Below are 25095 nucleotides of genomic sequence, written 5' to 3'. Positions count from 1 at the left end.
ACGGACAACGATGGCGATGGCGTTGCAGACAGTGCCGATGCCTTCCCGTTAGATAAAACGGAATCAGTCGATACCGATGGCGACGGTACAGGTAATAACGCCGACCTAGATGATGATAATGACAGCTGGAGCGATACTGATGAAGTGCGTTTTGGCAGTAACCCGCTGGATAAAAACAGCAGGCCTGCTGACTTAGATAATGATCATATTGCTGACAGCGAAGACAGTGATATTGACGGTGACGGCATTAACAATGATGCTGATAAATTCCCGACCGATCCGTCTGAAACAATGGATACTGATAATGACGGTACAGGCGATAATGCAGACCTTGACGATGATAACGACGGCTGGAGTGACAGTGATGAAAAACGACTGAATTCTGACCCTAAAGATGCATCCGACAAACCTGCTGATTTAGATAATGACCATATTGCAGACAGTGAAGACAGCGATATTGATGGTGACGGCATTAGCAATGATGCAGATAAATTCCCTGCGGATCCGTCTGAAAGCATTGATACAGATAATGACGGCACCGGTGATAATGCTGATCTTGATGATGATAATGACGGGTTTTCAGATCTAGATGAAAACCGTTTAGGTACTGATTCCAAAAACAGCAGCAGTAAACCTTCGGATTCAGACGGTGACGGTGTAGTCGATGCAGATGACGCCTTCCCGCAGGACAGATTTGAAACTCGTGACACAGATAACGACGGCTGGGGAGACTTCGCATCCAGTGATGATGACGGCGACGGCATTGCCGACAGCATTGATTCAACACCAGCGGGAGAAACTGTAGAAATACCTGAGTTTACTGAAGCGCTCATTTATTATAAACGTGATAACGCTGACTACGATGGCTGGGGTTTACATGTATGGAACAATGAATCATGTGACTCAGTGAAAACAGCAACACAATGGGATGCTCCTTACACGGTTACTGAAACAACCACAAATAACGGTGTTTTATTCCGTATTGCTTTAAAAGAAAATCACGGCGAATGTGTCAACTTTATAATTCACAAAGCGAACCAGGACTCTCTAATAGGCGACCAGAAAATCGAACTAATGAAGGGTAATACAGTTTACGCTTTTAACAGCTCATCAGCCCTGTATTACAATGAAGCTTCACAAGAGCCGCTTGCTATAGAAGGAGTCTCAGCACACTGGTTAGCGCTTGATAAACTGGCCTGGAGTGACTCAAGTAATGCAGATCATTATGAATTATGGGCAAGTATCAACGGCTCTAGCGATCTTAATAAAGCTGAAGAATTTACACGTATCAGCCTGACAAACAATGGAACGATCAATGACGGACTATACCCGCATCTTAACGGTCGCAAGCGTTATTCTGTAGATATAAATGCGGCCGATGCTAAGTTAATGCTTAAAAAACAGCTTATCACTGTTGCACTTAATGCAGAAAACAAAGTGCTGGCAGCTACCAGAGTACAGTTCCCGTTTGTAATCGATGACCTTTACACAGCTGCAGATAACGATGCAGATGAAGCCCGCATGGGCGCATGGATTGAAAGCGGAGCTTCACAGTTCAGCTTATGGGCGCCGACAGCAAAACAAGTTCAACTTTATCTTTATGATGCAGATAAAACTCCGCTTGCACAGTCGCCGCTAACTATGACAGAAGATCCAGTAACAGGCATCTGGTCATATACTGGTGATGCTTCACTGGCCGGCAGCTTCTACCGTTACCGCTTACAGGTATTCCATCCTAAAACCAATAAAATTGAATGGGTAATGACCACCGACCCATACTCAGTTTCTCTAAGCACCGACAGCCGTTACTCGCAGCTGGTTGATCTTAGCCAGGCAGACAGCAAACCGGACGGCTGGGATGAACAGTCTATTCCCGCGATCAACAAACCTGAAGATAATATTATCTATGAACTTCATGTACGTGACTTCAGCGGTTCGGATCAGGAAGGCACAGCTGCTTACAACGGTAAATATTTAGCTTTTACAGAAAATCAGAGAAGCAGTGTTAAACACTTACAAGACCTAAAAGATGCCGGTTTAACCACAGTTCACCTTCTACCGACATTTGATATTTCATCTGTTATTGAAGATCCGGCTAAACGCATTGATTTAAATGATGATATCAGTAAGTTATGTGATGCAGATAACGGCTTAAAACCAACTGCTGCCATTTGTTCAAAGTCTACTTCAGGCACAATTCAAAGTATTCTTGAAGGTCTAGATCCTGCCACAGGTGAAGCGCAGTCACTAATGGCTGATATTCGACCTTTAGACGGCTTTAACTGGGGTTATGATCCGTACCATTACAATGCTCCCGAAGGCAGCTATGCAGTGGAAAGCGAAGGCATAGTACGGATCAAAGAATATCGTATCATGGTTAAAACTCTTCATGATATGGGCTTCAGAGTCGTACAGGACGTTGTATTTAACCATATGAGTTCTTCCGCGTTATACAACAGTTCAGTATTAGATAAAGTTGTACCAGGTTATTACCACAGACGTAATCCCGATAACGGTTACGTTGAAAGCTCTACCTGCTGCGACAATACCGCATCTGAACACCGCATGTTTGAAAAACTTGTATCGGACAGCTTAGTGCTGTGGGCGCAAGAGTACAAAATTGACGGTTTCCGATTCGATCTAATGGGCCACTTAATGAAATCAAGCATTGAAAAAGCCCTGGTTGAAGTGAAGAAAGTGGATCAGGATAACTGGTTCTATGGCGAAGGCTGGGACTTTGGAGAAGTTCAGGAAAATAAGAGAGGAATAAACGCATCATCATGGAATATGGCTGCTACTGGAATCGGTACTTATAACGACAGACTGCGGGACGCCGTGCGCGGTGCCAGCAGCGATACCATGAATAGCGCACCAGGTTTTGCAAATGGTGCAGATCGCGCTGTCGATAAAATTGATTTAATTCGTCTGGGTATGACAGGAAACCTGCAGGAATACCCGTTACTTACGACTAGTGGTGCAACGGTGCTGGGCAGAGATTATGACTTCGGTGGAAAAGGTGCAGGTTACGCGGCCGATCCGGTTGAAGCGGTTAACTATGTCTCTAAACATGATAATCAGACGCTGTGGGATATCATTCAGTATAAAGCACAGGCCGATATATCATCTGCAGACCGGGCTAGAATGCAGATTCTCGGCTTAGCACCGGTAATGCTGGGACAGGGTGTACCGTTCCTGCATATGGGTACAGAGCTGCTGCGATCTAAGTCGATGGAACGTGATTCTTACGATTCCGGAGACTGGTACAACCGGGTTGATTTCAGTAAACAAAGCAACAACTGGAATGTTGGTTTACCAAGAACGGATAAAGACGGCAATAACTGGGATACCATTAAAGGCATCATTGCCAATCCAAATACCGTTGCTTCTGCGGCTGATATCAACTGGACCAATGAACGTTTCAAAGAGATGATGACAATTCGCTCTCAAAGCGGTCTACTGCATTTAGGCACCACACAAGAGATTAAGGACAGAGTTAGTTTCCATAACGCAGGACCGTCAGGAAAACAAAATACCATCGTTATGACCATTGATGACGGTGTTTCTGTTGGTGATGACTTAGATCCTGCTTATCAAGCGATGGCGATTGCTATTAATGCAAGTATTTGGGAACAGAGAGTAAGTATTCCCGGTGCCGACGACTTTGAACTTCATCCTGTTTTAGCCGCCGGTAACGATCCGCGCTTAACCGCAGCCCGGGTTGAAAACGGCGAGCTGCTGATTCCAGGGCTTTCGGCTGTTGTATTTGTGAAAAAACAATCAGCGGCAGAGCAGGGCGCGGGAATGGATGTAGGTCCTCTTAGCGAAGATATCTTCCTGCGCGGCAGCTTTAGTGGAGACGGCTGGCCAACTTTAGAGAAATTCAAATTCAGCTACAAAGGACAGGGACAATACGAAGCCAAAGCAGCATTAACATCTGGTGTCAGCCATTCATTTAAGCTAGGCAGCAGCGACTGGGATCCCCAGTACAATGCAGATAACTTAAGCGCAGTGTTCGGCACTCTGGCATGGGCAAATGATGCAGGAAACCTGAAAATTACAACGACGACGGAAGGTGAATATCTCTTCCAGTTGAATCTCAGCGATCTTAGCAGCGCCAAGCTGAATATCACCGCTCCTGATGCCAAGCCGGTAACACCACCGCCGTTTGCAGATGAAGCAGTTTATCTGCGCGGATCATTAACAGACTGGGATGCCGGAAGCCAGATGACTTATATCGGTGATGGAAAATACAGCACCAGTGTTTATCTTCGCCCAGGAGAGTATCAGTTCAAACTAGCATCGGCAGACTGGAGTACGGTCAAACTGCAGTACGGAGATCTGTTTGCGTCCGTAAATGGTCTGGCACTTGCAGATGCCGGTTACGATACCCAGATAAAAATAACGGTAACAGAATCCGGGCTTTATACCTTTGAGCTGGATGCCAGTGATACTGAGCATAAAATCCTGGCAGTGAAATCAGAAAACAGTGGAAGCGCAGTTAACGAAACGATGATGCAGTACTTTCACTGGTATAACAGCGAGGAGGATAACCTCTGGAATAAAGTCTCGGATCAGGCGCAGGCACTGGCAGATTCCGGTATTACCGCTCTTTGGCTGCCGCCGGCATACAAAGCAATGAAACGTGATGACGGTAAGCTCGGAGTAGGTTACTCAATTTATGATCTGTACGACCTGGGAGAATTTAACCAGCAGGAAACCGTGCGTACTAAATATGGTGATAAGGACGCCTACCTGACCGCCATCACGAATGCTCATGCTGCGGGAGTTAAAATCTATGCCGATGTTGTTCTAAACCACAAAATGGGGGCTGATAGTACAGAGGTCGTTACAGTGGTTAAAGTGGAAGACGGCAACCGTAATGCAGAGTATGGAGATAACTTCGAGATTGATGCCTGGACTAAATTTGATTTTCCTGGACGCGGAGATCAATATTCAGACTTTAAATGGAGCTGGTATCATTTTGACGGTACAGACTGGGATCAACGTACAGAACAGAAAGCTGTCTATAAATTCCGCGGTACAGGTAAATCATGGGACAGCCAGGTAAGCAGCGAATTCGGCAATTATGACTATTTGATGGGCGCTGATTTAGATATGGGCCACCCAGATGTTGTTGAAGAGTTGAAAAAATGGGGTAAATGGTATGCAGATTTTGCTGAACTAGACGGCTTCCGTTTAGATGCAATAAAACATATAGAAACAGGGTTCTTCAAAGCCTGGATCGACTCGGTACAAAGCTCTACAGATACAGATTTATTCACTGTCGGTGAATACTGGGATCCTGATTTAGGTAAACTGAAAAGCTACTTAAAAGATACAGGTTACCGCATGTCTCTGTTTGATGCACCGCTGCACTATAACTTCCATACAGCTTCTAAGAGTGGGGGGGGGTATGATATGGGCGGCATAATGAACGGCACATTGATGCAGTCAAATCCGGCTCATGCAGTGACCCTGGTTGAGAACCATGATACGCAGTCGCTGCAGGCGCTGGAGTCTCCGGTAGAAGACTGGTTTAAACCGCTGGCCTACGCGTTTATCTTGTTACGTCAGGAAGGTTACCCGAATATTTTCTATGCGGATTACTACGGTGCCGACTATACCGATAAAGGCAAAGACGGGAATGATCACACCATCAATATGAACAGTCATAAAGCAGTCCTGGATAAGTTACTGGCTGCACGTCGTGATTATGCTTACGGCAAACAGAACAGTTACCTGGATAACAAGGATGTGATCGGCTGGACCCGTCAAGGCAATACTGAGCATCTTCAGGGCCTAGCGGTGCTGATGAGCGATGCGGCCGGCGGCACTAAAGTGATGGCAATGGGCGCAGAGAATGCGGATGAATGTTTTGTCGATATCACCGGCAATCATGACGCTGACGACACCGTATGTACAGATGCCGAGGGCAGCGCTGCCTTCAAGGTCAAGGGCGGCAGCGTTTCCGTCTGGGTGGGCGGTCACGTCAAGCCGGAACCGGATCCAGATGCGCCGACGACTGTATCAGTAACCTTGACCTGTGAAAATGTAACTACTTACGATGGACAAAGTGTTTATGCAGTAGGCAGCGTTTCAGAGCTAGGTGGTTGGACAGCAGATGATGCAGTGGCTTTGTCGACTAGCCCCTATCCTAACTGGGTCGGTAAGGTTGATATACCTGTGAATACGGTAGTTGAATGGAAATGTATTAAAAAAGCCGGCGGTGATGCTCAATGGTCGGGTGGCGGTAACAATAGCTTCACCACCCCAGCAAGTGGTGAAGCATCCTCGACCGGATATTTCTCTTTCTAATTTAGCAGATAGTATCGTAGTTAACTCAAAGACCAGCCACCGTGCTGGTCTTTTTGTTTGCCACTAATAACTACAAAACGAAAAACAGGCATGTTTATTCAGCAGTACGGTACTGCGCCATCACCCCGTTTTCCTGTTTAAAGCTACTGGTCATATCGCCGCTGTTACTTTGTTGATCCGCTTTTAATGTATAGTTTCGACCGTCATTTAGTTTATTAAAGTCTACTTTAAACTGCGTATAAACATCTCCGTACTGATAACGCATATTTAATTCTAACGCCTCGAGGTTATATACCAAAGTGTACTGAGTGGCATAACCGGTCATTTTACCATTAACAATCTTATTAGCTGCATCTAAAGGCACTTTGTAGGCCACACTGTCAATTTTTGCCAGACCGTTGTAATAACTGCTTGGTTCTTTCAGCTGCTCAAGCATATATTTGTTCCAGATAAAACGCTGAGCCGGTTCAACATTACCCGCTAACGGGAATTGAGCATTTATCTCAGCACTGCTGCCGGGCTTTTTTTCCTGCCAGGATTTTAAATGTTCTGAAAATACCGGGCTGTTGGTTAATACATCGTATTCTGCACCGTGATAAACAAACCATTTTCCATCCACAAATTCTAATACAGCAGAGTCACCACTTTTATCCTGAAGCGAATAGTGCCCTCTTAATTTTTCACCTTCAGGACCAAACTGCTGTAACTGAATATTTTTAATAGCGGCGGCTGCCTCTTTTACCGTACTGAAATTATCTAAGAAATACGGAACAATACGTGAATTTTCTAACTGAAGTTTACTTTTATCATATTGACCGGGACTTTCTTCCCCCAGATACAAGGCGTTAACTGCTAAGCCTTTCTCATTAAAACCATCAATACCTGCTTTACCGTAAAATGTGGTTATAATTGATGCATATTTAGAGGTCCAGACCAGTACTTTTTCACCGGATTCAGCTCCCCGATAGCTGATTCCCTTAGCACGTACATCAATAGTCGGATCTGTTTCCACCATCCAGTCCATGGTGCGGGCAACAAATACACCATGATCTTGTGTGTCCCAGAAAACCCGGGAACAAGCCTGAGCAGCAGATAGTGCAGACGCCGTCAGCGCGGCAGCAAGTACGGTATTAACGACTGATTTTTTATAAAGTAAAGCCATGATATTCACCTCGATTGTGTTTGTATGAATCTATAGTAATGGATACAAACATCAGGTAACCTCAGTTATGTTTGGAAATCACCAACAAAAGGTCTTATATGCTTCGTTTCAGCTTTGAACAGTTAACTGCATTTGTCGCCGTTGCCGAAACGGGATCATTTAGTAAAGCCGCTAAATCTATCCATAAAGACCGCTCCACCCTGCATCAGCAGGTTGGTAATCTAGAGATAGATTTAGGTATTACCTTATTTGATCGAAGCGGGAAATTTCCGAAAATTACCTTTGAGGGTGGAAGCCTGTTAACTCAGGCAAAACATATTTTGTATCAGGCTCAACTGCTGCAGAATAGTGGTGACAGTTTAGCGGGCGGGCTGGAGAAAAGTTTAACCATTTATCATGATATTTCACTGCCCATTTCAGTCATCACAGAAGTGCAGAGCAGCATCCAGCGGCGGTTTCCCAGCACCCGATTAAACTGGATACATAGAGGAAGAGAGGAATCAATTAAAGCTTTAGCTCAGCAAAGGGCCGATTTAGCCTTAGTGCTAAGCGGTGTTAATGCAGTACTTCCAGAAAAAGGGCTAGCCTTTACAAATCTTGGATATTTACCTTTTTCATTTTTTGCACATAAAGACACTCTATTAGGAAAAAGTCACTGCTGTAATTTAGCGGATTTAGAGCAAAACCTTCAGTATGTCGCAGAAAATCATATGGAAGTCGATTTAGGTAAAATGCTGCAGATATCTTCACAGCAGGCAGTTATCAGTAATATGGATATCATTTTGTCATTATTAAAAGAGGGCGGCTGGGCATTATTACCAAATCACGTGGTTAGTTCATCGTTATATGCACAGCAGATAAAAAAATTAAATGTCGACTTTATGAATAGTGACGGACGCTGGGCTTTTATTTTATTAACCCGCACCCAGCAGAACATCGGAAAAGTAAAAAGCACAGTAATTAAAGAGTTCAAAAAATCATTTAAATCATTAGGCAGCTAAAAGGATTTAGATAGTGAGTATTTACATCACAACTAATACTCGCCGGTAAAAAACGTAAAAACCCAGTAAAAAAATGGTCCCACCAGCTACTGTATGGCTTATTGGAATAAGTTATTTTACGACTTATTTCCTTAATTTTAATAAACCTGCGGCTTAGGTATACTAATAAGACTCTGATCTTCAACCATAGAAAAACAGATGAATACAAAACTTAATGAAAACGATCTCTATTTACCGATTAAAGGCTTTTTAAGCAGCCAGGGTTATGAAGTAAAAGGTGAGATAAAAGACTGTGATATTGTTGCTAAAAAAGATGATTCCATAGTGATTATCGAACTTAAGTTAAGTCTCAATATAACGCTGCTGCTGCAGGCTGTTGAACGTTTCACATTAGCAGATATCGTCTATATCGCCATTCCCAAACAATGTACCATCTATAAGAAACAGGCTAAACAGGTCAAAAAGCTGATCGCCCGGTTAGGTTTGGGGCTGATTATCGTAGATATGCAGAAAGAGCAGCAGTATGTTGAAGTGATCAGCGATCCGAAAGACTACAGACCGCGAAAAAATAAGCGCAGGCAAAAAGCACTGCTGAAAGAATTCAGCAGTCGTCAGGGAGATACACAAAAGGGCGGTTCAACCCGCAGGCAAGCGGGTTTAACGGCTTACCGGCAGCGCTGCATCCGGGTTGCTGAGTATCTGACAAAACAACCGTCAGCCAAAGGGGCTGAAATCAAAAAAGCGATTGATGAACCGCAGGCTACACAGTTTTTAGGCAGTAATTATTACGGCTGGTTTAACAAAGTGGAGCGGGGTATTTATCAACTGTCTGAGAAAGGAGTAAACGAACTGCCGCAGTGGCAGGAAAAAATACACCAGATTACTGAAAAGTAACCTGGTGACAGCTCAGCATAGAATTAATCTCTGACACGTTTGAAAATTAATGAAGTATTAATGCCGCCGAAGGCAAAATTATTACTCATAATATATTCACAATCGACTTCACGACCGGTGCCGGTGATGTAGTCCAGATCACCACATAACGGATCAACATGATTAAGATTCAAAGTCGGATTAAACCAGCCGCTGTTCATCATCTCAATAGCAGTCCAGGCTTCAACAGCGCCGCATGCCCCTAAAGTATGGCCAAAGTAGCTCTTTAATGAGCTGATCGGTGTTTTACTGCCGACTACATTCTGCGTAGCGTTAGTTTCAGCAATATCACCACGCTCTGTTGCAGTACCATGCGCAGAAACGTAACCGATTTTATCTGCACTTAAGTCTGCGTTTTTAAGCGCCATCTCCATACAAATCTGCATGGTTTCCTGCTGAGGCTGTGTTACATGTGCAGCGTCGCAGTTACTGGCAAACCCCACTAACTCCGCATGGATCTTTGCGCCGCGTGCTTTAGCGTGTTCATATTCTTCTAATACTAATGTACCGGCACCTTCACCAATCACTAATCCGTCGCGGTCTTTGTCGTATGGACTCGGCGTAGATTTAGGATTGTCATTTTTAAGGCTGGTCGCAAACAATGTATCAAATACCGCAGATTCGGTCGGACATAATTCCTCTGCACCACCAGCAACCATGACAGTCTGATAACCATGTTTGATTGCTTCATAAGCATAACCAATTGCCTGACTGCCTGAGGTACACGCACTGCTGGTTGGAATAATGCGGCCTTTTAAACCAAAAAACAGACCGACATTAACCGCACTGGTATGCGGCATCATCTGCACATAAGTTGTTGCAGTGATCGCTTTGGTGCTTTTTTCATTAAGCATCACACCAAAGGCACCAACCGCATCGGTACTGCCGGTAGAAGAACCGTAAGCAACACCTGTCTGGCCATTGGTTAATATTTCATTACCAAGCAGACCACTTTGAATCAGCGCATTTTCAGAAGCAAGTGTCGCTAATTTTGAAACCCTGCCCATACCGCGAATTTTTTTACGGGTGTAATGTTTAGGCAGCTCAAAATCAACAATAGGCGCAGCCAGCTTGGTATTTAAACCGTCATACTGCTCATAACTAGGCATATATAATACTGCGTTTTCACAGGCTTTTAATTTAGCTTGTACACTTTCCCAGTCGTTACCAAATGCAGTAACACCGGACATGCCTGTAACAACAACTCGACGAATACTCATTAAACCATTCCTCCATTAATACTGATAACCTGACGGGTAACATAAGCCGCCGCATCAGACATTAAATAACTTACCAGCCCGGCAACCTCTTCAGGCTGCCCCATACGGCGCAAAGGCACAAGCGGCAGGGCGTGCTCTTTAACATGTTCATCAACCATACCGGTATCAACTAACCCCGGTGCCACACAGTTTACCGTAATTTTTCGTTTAGCCACTTCTAAGGCCAGCGCTTTAGTTGCACCAATAATACCAGCTTTAGCCGCACTGTAATTTGTCTGACCGCGATTACCCACTAAGCCCGAGACCGACGCTAATGTAACAATACGGCCGCCTTTACGAAGCTGTACCATAGGCATAACACAGGGATGTAAAACATTATAAAAACCGTCAAGATTGGTATGTACAACACCATCCCACTCTTCACCGGTCATTGCCGGAAAAACAGTATCATTGGTAACACCAGCATTACTCACTACACCGTAATAAGCACCATTCTCAGCGATATCGTTTTCCAGTACTATTCGGCACTGCTCTCGATCGCTAATATCAAACTGTAAAATACGGCTGCTGCCGCCTAGTTCATTAATTTCAGCCACTGTCTGTAATGCACCATTTTTGTCACCCATATAATGCACAGCAATAGTAAAACCGTCCTGCGCGAGTTTTAATGCAGTTGCACGGCCGATACCTTTACTCGCACCAGTTACCAATACTTGTCTAGTCATTACCTTTCCCTTTTAACATCTCTTCTAATTTTTCCGGTGTCGGTACAAAGGCATTTAACTGCCCTGCGGCAAGCTCGATACCATCGCACTCAATGCGGCACAGAAAAGCCGCCATACCTTCACTTTCCATCACCTGTTCCGCATAGATATCAAGTAGTTGTGATTCTCTATAGATTTCACATTCACTTGTATAAGAACGACTGCCCAATAAAAAACCGATTGGTGAAGGTTTATCCTGCCTCCAGGCTTGATATCCAGACCAGACGGCAATAGTCTGCGCCATAAACTCAATGCCTACCCATGCCGGCACTCCATTATTCTCTTTATCAAAGAACAGGCAGTCCGAATCAATCTTAACCTGGCAATGTACCGTTAATTCAGTGACATTGATGAGTTTATCGATCAGGATCATCGGGGCTTCATGCGGCAGTAAAGAGGCCGCGTCGGGGATATTATTCATCTGTGCATCCAAATATCAGGCTTGTATATATTTCTTTTAAATTTAATAAAGAAGCAGTTCTTATCATTTTATTCATCTGCATAACCAAAAATCAGGCTTATATTCTTTAGTTGTTTTAAACAGCAGCCGAATGCAAATATCTCATTTGCAGAATAACCGCTGCTTATAATTTTATTCATCTACGTAACCGAAGATCAGGCTTATATTCATTTCTTTTAAACAGCTGCCGCCGAATGCAAATGACTCATTTGCAAAAGTACAGGCACTTATAATTTTATTCATCTGCATAACCAAAAATCAGGCTTATATTCTTTAGTTGCTTTAAACAGCAGCCGAATGCAAATATCTTATTTGCAAAAGAAACAGTGCATATCACTTTACTCATCTGCATATCCAAAGATCAGGCTTATATTATTGCCGCCGAATGCAAATGAGTTGCTTAAGACAGCCCGCTTTTGTAACTTTTCTTTATCCTGCACAAAACGTATCGGAGCAAGAGAGGGATCATAAACTCCGTCATTAATTTGTACCGGCAGATCAAGATTTTCTTCTAAAAGTAACCAGCACAGTGCAGCCTCTAAAATACTGGCGGCCCCCAGTGCATGTCCGGTTAATGGTTTCGTTGAGCTCACAGCCACCTTGTCTGAGAAGAGGGCATAAATGGCCTTTGCTTCCATTGCATCATTAAGCTTAGTTGCTGTGCCATGTGCATTAATATAACCGATCTGATCTGTTCTCAGCTGCGCATCATTTAATGCTTTGTGCATCGCTTCAGCCGCCCCTTTTCCTTCCGGATGAGGTGCTGAAATATGGTGAGCATCAGAACTGTCTCCAGCGCCCAGTAAGGCTAAGCCGCTGCTGTTTTTTTCTCGGGACAGCAGCATAAATGCGGCAGCCTCACCAATATTGATACCGTGACGGTTTTTACTAAACGGACTGCAGAGTTCATTGGAGAGAGCTTCTAAACCATGAAATCCATTCAGCGTCAGTTTACACAAAGAGTCACTGCCGCCGACAAGGACTGCATCAACTATTCCCGCTTTTAATAAGCGCTTTGCCGATAAAAATACCCGGCCGCTTGATGAACACGCAGTAGAAATCGTATAAACCGGACCATCTATCTTGAAATAATCAGCGACAAACTCGCCCAGATTACCGACTTCCTGCTGATGGTAGTGATAACCCTCGGGTAACTGACCGGTTTTCTGTTTTTCAGCCAGTGCGGTTTCACCATCTGCAATACCGGAAGTACTGGTACCAACAATAACCGCAATACGCTCAGCGCCATACTGACTGACTGCCTGCTCTATCTGAGGTTTAATCTGCACCAGAGCAGATAATGCCAGACGGTTATTACGTGTATTTTTATCTGTTAAATCGACATCAATCTCCGGTAACGGGCTCACTACCTTACCGACAACTGTCTTACCGCCGTCGTTTAACCAGCCGGACTCTAGGCACATATCAGGTGAAAACCCCAGGGCCAAACGTTTTATGCTTTCCTGCTGCGTATCACCTAATGCAGAATTCATCGCACAGGCGTGAATATAAACAGGAAAAGCCGGGGAATTTGGTGTTTTAGTTTTCATCTAATTCTCTATTTATCAGTATCTGATTTGCTGGTTTCGATAGTGATGGTGTAATTAAGCTGTAAATGTTTAAACACAATAATTCCATCGATATATGGTTTCTTCTGATAAGTGACAACCGCAACAACCTGCCCGTTTTCATCAAGTAGTAAACGCTCAAAATCACTTTCAGTAAGCGACCAGCCTATTTGTGCAAGCGGGGCAGACCATGACTCAACGGGCCAGATTGAAATCATCACATTAAACAATACCTGTTCAGGCTTTGGTAAAGTATCCGCTAAGCCGCTAAGCACATAGGTTTGAATCTCTTCACCTGAATAGCTTAAGCTGATAATGCGCGCCCCCCAGGCAGAAAAACCGGCTAAAACGACACTTTGCTGATCAACCTGCAGCTGTACCGGTAGTTTCTGTTGTTTACTACCTTCTTCCTGATCCCACTGCGCGGTGATAAGCTGACTGATATTAAGTTCCTTTCCCAACTCAGCAGGTTTCGGCAGAGTAACAAATACATCTGGATTAACTTCAACCTGCACCGGATGAGTTTGCGGCTGCATTGAGCACGCACAGAGCATCATCAGCACTATCGGAAAATATAAGCACTTAAATTTCATCTTATTACCTTTTTTCCTTACGACCACTCATTGCTAAAGGAGCAAGCAGCCAGGCGACAATAATGCCCGTTAAAACAGTGATACCAAAACCATGAATAGCCTGGGTTTCACTTAACGCCAGCAGACCAAATGATAATACCGTGGTGAGTGCAGAAAGAGTTATTGCCAGCAGAGTATTCTTCGCTTCAATCATCTTCTTTTGTTCAGCAAAAAACAGCGTGTAGTCGATACCGATACCTAAGATAAGAATCACCGCTAATAAATTAAAAATAGTGATAGGAATACCCGACACACTGGTTACTGCTAAACCGACACAGGCGGCAATAACAGGCGGACTTATCACCAGAAAACCAAGTTTTAAGCCATATCGCCAGATCATTAAAACAGTTATCAATAAATATGCACCGATTAACAACTTGCTGATATGAACACGATAAGTACCAAAAATAGTAGATACCTCATTGGCTTTATCCAGAGAGGTAATATCATCATGTTCATTGATATAAGACTGGAAAACCGGTTTGTCATGCATATCATTAACCAGGATCACTGCAGAACTTTGACCGTTAATTTTATCCAGCCATAAAAAACCTAACGGCTCAGAAACAGACGAAGCTAAATAATCATCTACTAACAAAGACTTAAAAGGCTGGTCAAAATGCACAACTTGTGAAAAGTTCAGTTTATTGCTGATATTCTGCGCTTGTGACTGATATAAAGACTTAACTAATTCAAAATTCTCTTTTTGACTCTGCAGTGATGGTACATACTGGCTAATGCTCTGATAGCTGACAAGCAGGTCTTGTTTCTGCCATGCAGTTAACTGTTTTCCAACGTCACTCAAACGAATTAATAAATCTTCATCACTGGCAGCTTTAACCAGCAGCAGCTGCTGACTTTGCCCAGCACCACTTACCGTTTTAATATATGTTTCCTGTGCCTTTAAAGTTTCAGGCAATGCCTGCAGCTGGCGAATATCATCATCAAAATGCACATTAAAGGCGCCTATCAATGAAAACAGCAGTAAAAAACTCGGCAGGAGAATTTTAAATTTAGGATTTTGCCAGGCTTTCAACCATAAAATGATAAAACCTAATTTAGGGACCGCTGTTGTACTTGCTGATTTTGCTAACAGCGGATACCAGCAGACAACCGTAAGGTAAGCGCCTAAAAGACCAACTACAGAAAATAAGGATAACTGCTGTAAACCAGGGAAAGGGGCGATCAGTAAACCTAAATAGCCGATTAAACTGGTTAACAAACCTAAGGTAATGGCATTAAAAATATGTTTTAGCGCCGACTGCGAATGCCAGTTATCTTTCTGTACCAGACGCTCGGTAAGATAATGAAAAGCATAGTCAATTGAAACACCAATCAGACTAGCACCAAACACTAAACTAAACAGATGCACCTTGCCGAAGACAGCAGCAGTAACGACAAATGCCACCAGCAGGCCGCTGCTTATGGATAACAATGCCAGCGTTAAAGGTAAAGCACTGCGATAAACAATCAATAATAAAAGAACAACACCAATCAGCGAGCCGAGACCTATAGTGCTGATTTCACTTTTGGCACTCTGCGTTCCGTAGGAAGCATAAAAGATAGTACCGGTATGTGCCAGTTCCACGTGAAACTTTGTTTTAATTCTTGTTTCAAGTTCAGTTAAATCTGACAGTCTATTCTGCAGCTGTGTATCGTAGGGATCACCCGCCAGATCCGCGCGAATAATAATATGGTATTTACCCTGATACTCAGTAGTTAAATAGCCCTGGTATAAAGTAAAGTTTGCTGAGCTGTTATTTCGTGAGGATATATAGTCCCTGAATAACAAAAAGGGGTCATTTTTAAGTTCCCCGCCGGTTACACCGGAAAAAGGGTTATAAACCTGCTGCAGTACCTTAGTAACCTGCGCCTGCGGATCCTGCTGCAGAGACTCTTTCTGCTGCGCAGTTAATAACTGCGCACGGTAAGGAAAATACAGTTTAGCCCAGGCCTGCTGCTCCTGAGAGCTTAACTGTGCAGATATACCCGAGAACAGGTTAGTGGTTAATAACTTATCTGAGAAATCAGAGGCGGCGGCGGCAAGCTGCTTTTTATCTTCACTTGAAAGTAAAAATACCACCTTATTGCTAAGATTACTGCTGACCTGCTCAAAAGCCTGTTGAGCAAATGGATCCTGCTGGTTTTCAGGTAACAGGGCTAATATATTTGTCTCAATGGGCAAGTCCGGCTGCAGAACCGTCTGACGCACTAAACCTACAGCCGCCAGCAGTATAAAGATCAGCCAGAAAACTGCTGGTTTAAAACTGAAAGGCACGCTGTTCTTCTTTACTTAGTGTATTAGGAGTCGTCGTCTGCTGTGCAAATTTTATTTCGGAAACATCGCCGCTTAATTCATTTAAAACAAGAACATCAATAAACTCAGAACCTTCAATTGAAATATTAGCAAACACCTTATTTAACGGCGCTGACTTTGGAGTTAATAACAGCAGCCAGTTATCTCCTTTTTCGCTGAGTTTCATCTCAAACTGCTCCGTTAAACCATCAACATCCCCCTTGAATAAAGATAAAAACAGATGACTAAAGTAAAAAACCATCGGATTATCTTTTGCTGCAATCACTTCCGGAGCTTGTTCTGCAAACTGCTGGCTAAGTTTGTCTTTTACCAGAACTAAAGAGACTGAAAAGGGGTCAACCTGCTTCCAAAGCAGTCCCTGATCCTGCTGCAGCAGGAACTTCCCCTTTGAAACAAGCGGCTGATTAAACATCTGCATAGTTTTTGTCTGGGTAAACTCACCGCGCAGCAGAGAGTGTGTTGTCAGTTTTTGCTGCACATCTGCAAGCGTCACAGCCTGTGCTGAAAAACTAAAGACCACCAGCACTGCAGTAAAAAAAACTTTTTTAATCAACAAAATAGGGCTCCAGTTTTTCAATAAACACCTTAGGCGATGCAAAGCACATCTCTTTACTGGTTATTTCAACGGCAACCTGTCTTGTATAAGCCTTGGTCATACGCTGCCCGGTTTGCGCATCAAAAATTATGTAATCAACACGCAGCCGGTTTTCCCATTCACTTAATACAGCAGTCACTCGTATTTCATGATTGTAGGGAATCGCTTTTACATATTTTACGTGAGTATCAATGATCGGCCAGGCATAACCTGAAGCTTCCATTTCCCGGTAGTTGTAATTGATTTTTTCCATCAACATACGACGGGCTTCCTCAAAATAGCGGAAATAATTACCATGGTAGATAACTCCCATAGGATCCGCATCTTGAAATGCTGTAACCAGCATAATTTCAGCGCTTAAGTTAATCTTTCTTTCGACCATTGATAAGTCCTAACTGTTAAAGTAACGCGCTGTCTTAGTATAACGACCAGTGCTGAGTTTGAATTAACTGCATAAAGTGACGTAAATCAGTTTCTAACGGACGATCTTCATCAACCGGTGTAAACTCACTCAATACCGCTTCAGTCATTGCTTTTAGACCTTCACTGAAATGTGTTTCATCAAGTTCATTATGACGTTTACGAATAACCAGAGCCTGCGTCGCAGCCAGTAATGAAGCAGAAGCAACCTGCTCAGTCAGTACCAATACCCGCAGGCAGTCACGTGAAGCAATAGTGCCCATGCTGACTTTATCCTGATTATGGCACTCAGTTGAACGAGAGAATACACTTGCCGGCATAGTATGTTTTAACGCCTCAGCCGTCCAGGCAGAAACACCAATCTGTACGGCTTTAAAACCATGATTAATTGGTTTACGCGGACCTTCAGCACCGGTTAAGTTAAACGGCAGACCGTTATTGAATTTATAATCCATTAACTGCGCCATTTGACGGTCTAACAGGTCTGCAATATTCGCCACAGCTACTTTTAAGGTATCCATCGCCATTGCAATATGACCGCCGTAGAAATGACCGCCATGTAACACTCGTTCATTATCACCATCAATAATCGGATTATCATTAGCGCTGTTTAATTCATTTTCAATCATTGAACGCAGCCACGGCAGGGTATCCTGTAAAACCCCAATAACATGCGGCGCACAACGAAGCGAATAACGATCCTGTAGACGGTCGCTATTGCGCGGCGGACGTTCAGCCTGCAGATCCGAGCGTAACCAGGATGCTATCTGCTGCTGGCCGGCATGCGGTTTAACAGCAAACAGTGCTTCATCAAAGTGGAAATCATTACCGTGCATCGCAACTGAAACCATAGCCGTCACTTTAGTTGCAACTTTTGCCAGATATTCAGCACGTTTAAACGCTAAACAGGCAAGGGCGGTCATCACCGCGGTACCGTTCATTAATGCCAGACCTTCTTTAGGCTGCAGTACGATAGGTTTAATATTCAGATCAGCAAAAACCTCTGCTGTCGAACAAATCTGCCCTTTATAAATAACTTCACGCTCACCGATTAATACAGCAGCCAGGTAAGACAGAGGAGTTAAATCACCACTTGCGCCGACGGAACCTTCTTCCGGAATCCGTGGAGAAATATCATTATTAATCAAAGTGATAATCTGATTAAGCAGATCATGTGTCACACCGGAAACGCCCTGTGATAATGAACATAAACGGGTCGCTAAAACCGCTTTGGATTGTTTCTCGGTTAAGTTTTCACCCAGACCGCAGCCGTGAAAACGGGTTAAATGCAGCGGTAATTCAGAAACTAACTCTGCCGGGATAGCAACGGTACAGGAGTCTCCGTAGCCGGTAGTCACCCCGTAAATAACACCATCTTCTTTTAACAGACGCTCCAAAAATGCCACACCGCGGTCGATTTTTGCGTTAAATTCAGCACTGGAATTCATTTCTGCACCGGCGCCGTCAGAGATACTTACTATATCTTCAATGCTTAAACGTCCGTCACCAAACTTGATGCTTTGTTGTTTATTTGTCATTTTTCTTTCCACTTAACTGCCAAAAATTAAAAAAGTTATACCACTGCAGCGGGGCCTGCATGGTGTAATGTTCAAGACGCCGGGCATATAAATCAACTACTTCCAGCAGAGCCTGCTCACGTCGGCCTCTTGGTAATTTTATCTGCTCACTGAAAGGTTCAAAGTAGACATCAAAATGAGCCTCTTTTTTATATTCATTACGCAGACCAAAAAGCAAATAAACCGGAGCTTTTAAAATTGATGCTAATAAAAACGGCCCCTGCGGAAAGGGCGCGGGTTTACCCAGAAAATCAGCCCAGATTGAACGCTGTTCAACACTGGTTGATGTCCTGTCACCAACAATCACCACCCATTCTCCCTGCTCAATTTTATCATCAAGCAGAATGGCCGTTTCCGGACCGAGTTTATTTACCTGGATAATATTTAAATCAGCCTTCGGATTAACCGCTTTGATCATCGCATTAAAGCGCGGGGCATGCTCGGTAAAAACCAGAGCATTAATTTTTAAATCAACATATTGTTCGCTCAACGCACGACATAACTCTAAATTACCGAGGTGTGAACCGATAATAACAATGCCCCGATCTGATTTAGCCAAAGGCTCAATATGTTCAATACCATGAACCGTTAGATTATCTGTTGAGAAATCACCTTTCCAGGCAGCCAGTTTATCCAGCATGGTCTGCCCGAAAGAGTTCAGATGTCGATAAACACTTAACTTGCCAGGCAGAGTCTGCCCTGTTTTAGAAGCATATCTGCGCAGGTTATCTAAATATTGTGCCGAAGAAAAACGGCTTTCTTTGGCCGTCAGCATATAATAGGCCATTACAACTTTTAACAGCATGCTGAATGCTGTCCGGCCAAACAGCGAATAGATGCTCAGCAGAATTTTCATTCCGTAATAGGTCCCCTGTTCCTCCTGCTTTGACCAGTGCTTATTCTTTAAAGCCATTCGCTTAGAGCGGGTTAGTAGTTTAGGCAGGCGCTTTAACATGCCGAAAAACAGGCAGGTGTGCATCTTGCTTATTTTTACGTTATCCCGGAAAGCATCAAAATGGGAGATGCCGTTTTCCGGATAGATCACCCGCGTTTTGATAAAACGCACATCAACATCGTTCCAGAATAACTTGACCATTATTTCGGTATCAAAATCCATTCTTAAACCGATTTTTTCCTGTCTGATAATATCCATGGATTGTGTCAGGGGATAGGAACGAAACCCGCACATACTGTCTTTAACTGAAAATGACAGAGTTTCTATCCACACCCAGAAATGAGTAATATAACGGCCGTATAAGCGTCCTTTAGGTACGCTTTGATCATAAACAGGACGTCCTGATATTAATGCGTCCGGATGTGCCTGCGATTCATTTAGCAAAACTGCAAGCGCAGACAGATCATGCTGGCCGTCGGCATCAATCTGCAGTGCATGACTGAAACCGAGCTTAGATGCAGTTTTAATACCTGCAATTACAGCGCCGCCTTTACCCTGATTTTCAATCAGCGTAACTACAGTCGCTATATCGGAAAGCCGGCCGATCACCTCTTTAGTAACAAGATCACTGCCGTCATCAACAATGAAAATAGGATAATCATAATCAGCTGATAAAGCCTTAACAACAGCCGTTAATGCCTGACCGTGGTTATAGCAGGGGATCAAAAAACATGGATTAAAAGCAGTCATAACGGCCCTTACTCGTCTGCAAGTAATTTGATACGGCCGGATGAATGCCGGCTGTTTTTAGAGCTGTAAGCAAAATGCAGTTTTTGTTTGTTCGCATCCAAAGTCAGCGTTAACAAAACAACACTGTTAGGCAGAATAGGCTCCTGGAACTTAATCACCTCCATACCTGCAAAACGAGTACCGCTGTTTAGAAGTTTCTTGCCGTAATAAATAGCCCAGTCTATCTGCGTCACACCGGGCAGTATTGGATAGCCTGGAAAATGGCCTTCAAAATCAGTAATATCAGCATCAACGTGTAAGGTTAAAATAACTTTATTGTCTAAAATCTGCTGATCAATAATGGTCGCTTTACGTTGAGACATTTTTTATTCCATTTTCTTGACTGAATTGTTCGTTTTCAAATAATTGTGCTATTTCGCTGTGCAGGCGCTTGCCTTGATTATTTACCGGTATTTCACTCACTACACGAAAGTGTCTAGGAATACCGACTGGCTCAAGCCACAAACGCAAAGCCTGACGAAGCTTTATCCAGAACTTTCCTTTTCCAAGCGCCTGTATACTGTTTTTCCCCTGTGCACTAAGCTTAATAACAGCTCCTAAACTCAGACGATGGATATCATCAACGACCAGTACGACACTCTCATCAATCCACTCAAGTTGATTAAGGCGCTGTTCAACTTCAACTAATGAAATTCGTTTTTCTTCAATTTTAACAATTCGATCAACGCGGCCTTTCAAAATAAACTGATTATTTTCGAATAATTCACACTGATCGCTGGTCTGGTACCACCTTTGCGGATCAATCCATGGAGACTTTAGACTTAAACATCCGCCTTCAACAAGCTGGGCTGATATTCCTGGAAAAAATTGCCAGGCGGTATCAGCCTGCAGCTGCTGACGGTAACCAATTCCTCCGGTTTCTGTACTGCCGAACACCTCAAAGGGATACTGACTAAACAAGTGATTACACTGTTCTGCAGCTTCAGTATTTAACGGACCGCCAGATGAAAAAACAGCACGGTAAGCACTGCTTTGCTTATCCTGCGGTAAACGTTTTAATAATGCCGGACTGCTGATCAGGGTGCAGTTATTATCCGCACCGGCTAACACCTGCTCGGGATAAACCAGATCATTAGACTGGAAGGCCCGTCCTGCACATAAAGGCCATAAAATGCGGAACAACAGCCCGTATATATGCTGATGAGAGACAGTACTGACAATACTGCAGCCGCCAAGCAGTTCGCCCCAGACAAGTTCAAGCTGGGCTATTTCATTGTCTAACATTAATAATGACTTATTGATCGCTTTCGGCAGACCGCTTGAGCCGGAAGTAAACAGAGTAATCTTTACCTGCTGCAGATCTAATTCTGAAAACGGCTGGCGGCAGTTCGACTGCTTATCTGTACAAGGCAGTATTAACTGCTGCTTGCTAAAGTCAGCCGCAACTAGTCCGTCATGTATAATAGCGTCAAAGTGTTCAGCCAGAGACTGCAGCATTGCCGGCTGATGATTGCCGGGTAATATAATATTCTTACCGGCATAAACGGCAGCAAAAAAAGCCGTACAAAAGAGATAACTGTTCTCGCAGCAGACAGCCCAGTTTTTTTTATCAGAGTGGCGAAGTTTAATCGCTAATGCTTTTATGTCAGATAATAACTGTGCCCAGCAGATAGTTTCTTCTGCTGAAAAAGAAACTATCTGCTGATCATATCTGCCACTCAGCAGTACATTTTTAAGAGATCTAAAACTCATTCATTTTTTCTTTTAATATAAATACGAACCAGAAATTCACAAGCAAACAGAGAACCAGCCAGCAGGTAACTAATTAAGCCGTTATACAGGGTCCATATATCAAGTGATATAAAGCTGGTCAGCAAAGAAACAGAGCCGTTAATTACAAAAAACAGACACCAGACTTTAGTGACAGTGCGGGTATAACTTACCGCATAATCAGGCAGTTCAGGTTCCTGAAGACGGGCAAAACGTTCAACCATGCTCTCCTTCTGCCATAAACTGGAGGCAAATAAAGTAAGCATCAGCATATTGACGATAACAGGGTAATAAGTGAACCAGCTGGTATCTTTAAAGGTTATTGCAAGCAGCGCTAAAACAAGCCCCATTGCACCACTTACCCAGGCAATATATTTTAATTCACGTAAACGGGTTTTATTACCGCCGATAATACGCAGAATAAATAACACACCGAGCACTGCTGCAACTGTTCCAACTCCCCATTGATTTAAGCCGTAATAAACCGCAAATGGATAAGCCAATAAAACAATTGCCGACAATATCGTCAGCAGTTTCACTATTTATTTTTCCTGCAGCAGTTCAACAACAGAATTAACTACATCATCAACCGTACGTACCATTTTAAACTCTTCCGGTTTGATTTTTTTACCGGTAAGCTTTTGTAAATGAACGACTAAATCAACAGCATCTAAACTGTCTAAATCAAGATCCTGATATAGTTTAGTTTCAAGCTGAATATCTGCAGCATCAAGCTCAAACAGTTCAACTAAAGCTCCCTGGACCTGGCTGAAGATTTCATCTTTATTTAATTCAGTCATGTTATTAAGCCTTATTTGCTGAAATGTATTTTGCTAAATTTGCAACAGATGCAAAATGCTCTCGTGTCTGTGTATCATCGGCATCAATAACAACACTGTACTGTTTCTTAATCGCCAACCCCAGCTCTAGGGCATCAATTGAGTCTAACCCTAAACCTTCACCAAACAGTGGAGCTTCTGTTTCAATATCGTCAACACTCATATCCTCAAGATATAGCGCATCAATGATTAATTTTTTTAATTCGATGTGTAACTGTTCCATTAATACCTACTCAGTTTTTTGTTCCGGTGCTAAAAGCACGTCATATAAATGTTTATTTAACTTTCTAACCGCAATTGAAGGAGAACTGCTTTCTTCAATAAACGGCTGTATTGAAATTTTATCTTTCACTTCGACATGAAAAAACGGTCGGCTGTCAGGCACTTGGTACCATTTTTTTTCTTTAGTTAAAAATGAAGGTGTAACCTTAATGTGTACAATGCGAAGGTCTGTTTCTGTTTTCACAGCTATCTGCGCAGCACCTCTCTGTAATGTTGACTTTTTCCCCGGCGTTGTTCTTGTTCCCTCTGGAAATATAAGCAGAACATTGCCGTCTTCAAGTCGTTTAGAGCAGTCTTCAAGTAAATTTTCAGGGTCTTTATTCGGAATATAACCAGCAGATTTCACAACGCCTTTCATAAAAGGGTTATGCCAGATTGCTTGTTTAACTAAGCAGTCACACTGCCCCAATCGGGAAGTAATCAATACATAATCAATTAAACTAGGGTGATTAGCAACAATCAAACAATTCTGATCATTTTTTAACTTTTCAGCATCAGCAAATTTATAATCAATCGCGCCGCTAATACGCATTGTTTCGCAAAACAGATAAAATGAACGCTGAATTATTTTTTGTACTTTTAGCTCTCGCTTTTTACTATTTTCTAATGAAAAAGTTAATAAAGGAAAAACAATAAAAGTTAAAGCCAGGCCGCCTGTTCCAAACAGGACGAAACAAAAACCGGTTGCAAAAATTCGCCATATTTTATTGATTTTTTCACTCAGGCTCATCAGTTTTTTTCCCAAAACCAGGCTGTTTTTTTACCGCTGATAGAAATATTTTTCTGTTGACTCAGTAAATAATCAATGCAGCTGAAAGCTTGAGGGCAGCTGCTTTCACTAAGCGTTTCCTGCTTTACTGCTTTGATTTTGAACTGATCGCCGCCGCTTAATAACACCCCCAGAGCAAAGCCCTGATGCTCAGCCTTTTCAAATGCCAGATAAGGATCAGGCAGAGGTTCATCAAAATTAACCACGAGCACATTATGATCCGGATGTTCCTGTAAATAGCAGGCGGCTTCAAGAAGTGCACTATGCAGGGTATTTTCACCAGCAGCTAGAGAGCAGACAGGCACGGGCTGTTTGGCTGAGATAGTAAATAATCCGGCAGCTGTATTATGTACCGACTGCGAGAACATAATTGGAGAAGCATCGTCACCGCTAAGGATATCTTCAATTAATTTAACGGTTCTAGTTAGTTCACCATGACGGCTGGCGAACACGATATAATCGGTATGCCTGTGCTGCGATAACTGAATGGCTGTCTGTACTGCCAGTTTACTTAATGAGCTCATGCGTCGGCGCATCATTGCCGGAATCAGATTAACAGGGGTTTCATTAAGCACTCCTAGGCATAAAGGCTGCTTATTTACCTGTTCATGCCATTTTTTCTGCCCTGCAATACCAGGGCAGATCGCGAACCAGTTTGTGATATTAAAATTAATAAAATCCATTTGTTTTTACTATATTATATTTTGTTAAATAGAAGAATAACACAATCAATGCGCTATATTTACTTCGAATTCTACATGCTATTTTAACATTAAACAGTTATCACTGTTTAGCTATTTAAAGAGCAAACTATTTGTTATTGTTT

21 protein-coding genes are annotated in these 25095 nt (G+C 43.0%); 3 read left to right on the top strand and 18 right to left on the bottom strand.

What is annotated here, in order from left to right:
* The coding region (locus tag G327_RS26205; RefSeq protein WP_051090325.1) for an alpha-amylase at positions 1-6315 on the top strand (6315 nt) is incomplete at its 5' end.
* 94 nt (positions 6316-6409) lie between these two features.
* On the opposite strand, the gene G327_RS0118190 is transcribed toward G327_RS26205, so the two are convergent.
* Positions 6410-7477 carry a linear amide C-N hydrolase gene (locus G327_RS0118190; RefSeq protein ID WP_019616240.1) on the bottom strand — a complete coding sequence of 356 codons (1068 nt, stop codon included), beginning with the start codon at positions 7475-7477 and terminating at the stop codon, positions 6410-6412.
* Positions 7478-7575: 98 nt separating this feature from the next.
* Between G327_RS0118190 and G327_RS0118185 the strand changes: the two genes are divergently transcribed.
* Entirely contained in the window at positions 7576-8478 is a 903-nt protein-coding gene (locus G327_RS0118185) for a LysR family transcriptional regulator (RefSeq protein WP_019616239.1), read from the top strand.
* A gap of 198 nt (positions 8479-8676) precedes the next feature.
* Positions 8677-9372, top strand: coding sequence for a DUF2161 domain-containing phosphodiesterase (locus G327_RS0118180; RefSeq protein WP_019616238.1), 696 nt, complete (start codon positions 8677-8679; stop codon positions 9370-9372).
* Between the two features lie 23 nt (positions 9373-9395).
* Here G327_RS0118180 and G327_RS0118175 read toward each other — a convergent pair whose 3' ends face one another.
* The 17 genes from G327_RS0118175 to G327_RS0118080 all read right to left on the bottom strand — a co-directional run bounded on the left by G327_RS0118175 (position 9396) and on the right by G327_RS0118080 (position 24952).
* Positions 9396-10631, bottom strand: a complete 1236-nt coding sequence (locus G327_RS0118175; RefSeq protein ID WP_019616237.1) for a beta-ketoacyl-ACP synthase — start codon at positions 10629-10631, stop codon at positions 9396-9398.
* Positions 10631-11356, bottom strand: a complete 726-nt coding sequence (locus tag G327_RS0118170) for a 3-ketoacyl-ACP reductase FabG2 (RefSeq protein WP_019616236.1) — start codon at positions 11354-11356, stop codon at positions 10631-10633. Before G327_RS0118170 ends, G327_RS0118175 begins: the two co-directional genes overlap by 1 nt.
* Entirely contained in the window at positions 11349-11816 is a 468-nt protein-coding gene (locus tag G327_RS0118165) for a hotdog family protein (RefSeq protein WP_019616235.1), read from the bottom strand. Before G327_RS0118165 ends, G327_RS0118170 begins: the two co-directional genes overlap by 8 nt.
* Positions 11817-12193: 377 nt before the next feature.
* Complete coding sequence (locus G327_RS0118145; RefSeq protein ID WP_019616231.1) at positions 12194-13405, bottom strand: beta-ketoacyl-[acyl-carrier-protein] synthase family protein; 1212 nt, start codon at positions 13403-13405, stop codon at positions 12194-12196.
* A gap of 8 nt (positions 13406-13413) precedes the next feature.
* On the bottom strand, positions 13414-14016 hold the full coding sequence (locus tag G327_RS0118140; protein WP_019616230.1) for a DUF3261 domain-containing protein: 603 nt from the start codon (positions 14014-14016) through the stop codon (positions 13414-13416).
* Positions 14017-14020: 4 nt separating this feature from the next.
* Positions 14021-16333, bottom strand: coding sequence for an MMPL family transporter (locus G327_RS0118135; RefSeq protein ID WP_019616229.1), 2313 nt, complete (start codon positions 16331-16333; stop codon positions 14021-14023).
* Entirely contained in the window at positions 16317-16928 is a 612-nt protein-coding gene (locus tag G327_RS0118130; protein ID WP_019616228.1) for an outer membrane lipoprotein carrier protein LolA, read from the bottom strand. Before G327_RS0118130 ends, G327_RS0118135 begins: the two co-directional genes overlap by 17 nt.
* Positions 16918-17349 (bottom strand): acyl-CoA thioesterase, encoded by a 432-nt coding sequence (locus tag G327_RS0118125; RefSeq protein ID WP_019616227.1) that lies wholly within the window; start codon positions 17347-17349, stop codon positions 16918-16920. Before G327_RS0118125 ends, G327_RS0118130 begins: the two co-directional genes overlap by 11 nt.
* 34 nt (positions 17350-17383) lie before the next feature.
* Positions 17384-18925 carry an HAL/PAL/TAL family ammonia-lyase gene (locus G327_RS0118120; protein ID WP_019616226.1) on the bottom strand — a complete coding sequence of 514 codons (1542 nt, stop codon included), beginning with the start codon at positions 18923-18925 and terminating at the stop codon, positions 17384-17386.
* The gene (locus G327_RS0118115; RefSeq protein WP_019616225.1) at positions 18915-20609 is read right to left on the bottom strand and encodes a glycosyltransferase family 2 protein; all 1695 of its coding nucleotides are present in this window, start codon (positions 20607-20609) and stop codon (positions 18915-18917) included. Before G327_RS0118115 ends, G327_RS0118120 begins: the two co-directional genes overlap by 11 nt.
* Positions 20610-20617: 8 nt before the next feature.
* A complete protein-coding gene (locus G327_RS0118110; RefSeq protein WP_019616224.1) occupies positions 20618-20971 on the bottom strand; it encodes a 3-hydroxyacyl-ACP dehydratase FabZ family protein in 354 nt (117 codons plus the stop codon).
* A complete protein-coding gene (locus G327_RS0118105; protein WP_019616223.1) occupies positions 20958-22361 on the bottom strand; it encodes an AMP-binding protein in 1404 nt (467 codons plus the stop codon). Before G327_RS0118105 ends, G327_RS0118110 begins: the two co-directional genes overlap by 14 nt.
* Positions 22358-22918, bottom strand: coding sequence for a COG4648 family protein (locus G327_RS0118100; RefSeq protein WP_019616222.1), 561 nt, complete (start codon positions 22916-22918; stop codon positions 22358-22360). The genes G327_RS0118105 and G327_RS0118100 overlap by 4 nt, the downstream gene beginning before the upstream one ends.
* Positions 22919-22921: 3 nt before the next feature.
* Positions 22922-23179 (bottom strand): acyl carrier protein, encoded by a 258-nt coding sequence (locus G327_RS0118095; RefSeq protein ID WP_019616221.1) that lies wholly within the window; start codon positions 23177-23179, stop codon positions 22922-22924.
* Between the two features lie 4 nt (positions 23180-23183).
* The gene (locus G327_RS0118090; protein WP_019616220.1) at positions 23184-23441 is read right to left on the bottom strand and encodes a phosphopantetheine-binding protein; all 258 of its coding nucleotides are present in this window, start codon (positions 23439-23441) and stop codon (positions 23184-23186) included.
* Positions 23442-23447: 6 nt separating this feature from the next.
* Positions 23448-24230, bottom strand: coding sequence for a lysophospholipid acyltransferase family protein (locus G327_RS0118085; RefSeq protein WP_019616219.1), 783 nt, complete (start codon positions 24228-24230; stop codon positions 23448-23450).
* Positions 24230-24952 (bottom strand): beta-ketoacyl synthase chain length factor, encoded by a 723-nt coding sequence (locus G327_RS0118080; protein ID WP_019616218.1) that lies wholly within the window; start codon positions 24950-24952, stop codon positions 24230-24232. Before G327_RS0118080 ends, G327_RS0118085 begins: the two co-directional genes overlap by 1 nt.
* Positions 24953-25095 lie beyond the last annotated feature (143 nt).

The organism is Psychromonas ossibalaenae ATCC BAA-1528, from assembly GCF_000381745.1.
GTDB classification, from domain to species: domain Bacteria; phylum Pseudomonadota; class Gammaproteobacteria; order Enterobacterales; family Psychromonadaceae; genus Psychromonas; species Psychromonas ossibalaenae.
This window is presented reverse-complemented; position numbering and strand designations above follow the sequence as displayed.

Excerpts from the sequence above, each read along its gene's own strand:
- G327_RS0118125 (WP_019616227.1), bottom strand. The coding sequence starts at position 17,349 with ATGGTCGAAAGAAAGATTAACTTAAGCGCTGAAATTATGCTGGTTACA.
- G327_RS0118105 (WP_019616223.1), bottom strand. The coding sequence starts at position 22,361 with ATGAGTTTTAGATCTCTTAAAAATGTACTGCTGAGTGGCAGATATGAT.
- G327_RS0118090 (WP_019616220.1), bottom strand. The coding sequence starts at position 23,441 with ATGGAACAGTTACACATCGAATTAAAAAAATTAATCATTGATGCGCTA.
- G327_RS0118180 (WP_019616238.1), top strand. The coding sequence starts at position 8,677 with ATGAATACAAAACTTAATGAAAACGATCTCTATTTACCGATTAAAGGC.
- G327_RS0118095 (WP_019616221.1), bottom strand. The coding sequence starts at position 23,179 with ATGACTGAATTAAATAAAGATGAAATCTTCAGCCAGGTCCAGGGAGCT.
- G327_RS0118120 (WP_019616226.1), bottom strand. The coding sequence starts at position 18,925 with ATGACAAATAAACAACAAAGCATCAAGTTTGGTGACGGACGTTTAAGC.
- G327_RS0118145 (WP_019616231.1), bottom strand. The coding sequence starts at position 13,405 with ATGAAAACTAAAACACCAAATTCCCCGGCTTTTCCTGTTTATATTCAC.
- G327_RS0118185 (WP_019616239.1), top strand. The coding sequence starts at position 7,576 with ATGCTTCGTTTCAGCTTTGAACAGTTAACTGCATTTGTCGCCGTTGCC.
- G327_RS0118110 (WP_019616224.1), bottom strand. The coding sequence starts at position 20,971 with ATGTCTCAACGTAAAGCGACCATTATTGATCAGCAGATTTTAGACAAT.
- G327_RS0118140 (WP_019616230.1), bottom strand. The coding sequence starts at position 14,016 with ATGAAATTTAAGTGCTTATATTTTCCGATAGTGCTGATGATGCTCTGT.
- G327_RS0118165 (WP_019616235.1), bottom strand. The coding sequence starts at position 11,816 with ATGAATAATATCCCCGACGCGGCCTCTTTACTGCCGCATGAAGCCCCG.
- G327_RS0118115 (WP_019616225.1), bottom strand. The coding sequence starts at position 20,609 with ATGACTGCTTTTAATCCATGTTTTTTGATCCCCTGCTATAACCACGGT.
- G327_RS0118175 (WP_019616237.1), bottom strand. The coding sequence starts at position 10,631 with ATGAGTATTCGTCGAGTTGTTGTTACAGGCATGTCCGGTGTTACTGCA.
- G327_RS0118190 (WP_019616240.1), bottom strand. The coding sequence starts at position 7,477 with ATGGCTTTACTTTATAAAAAATCAGTCGTTAATACCGTACTTGCTGCC.
- G327_RS0118080 (WP_019616218.1), bottom strand. The coding sequence starts at position 24,952 with ATGGATTTTATTAATTTTAATATCACAAACTGGTTCGCGATCTGCCCT.
- G327_RS0118085 (WP_019616219.1), bottom strand. The coding sequence starts at position 24,230 with ATGAGCCTGAGTGAAAAAATCAATAAAATATGGCGAATTTTTGCAACC.
- G327_RS0118170 (WP_019616236.1), bottom strand. The coding sequence starts at position 11,356 with ATGACTAGACAAGTATTGGTAACTGGTGCGAGTAAAGGTATCGGCCGT.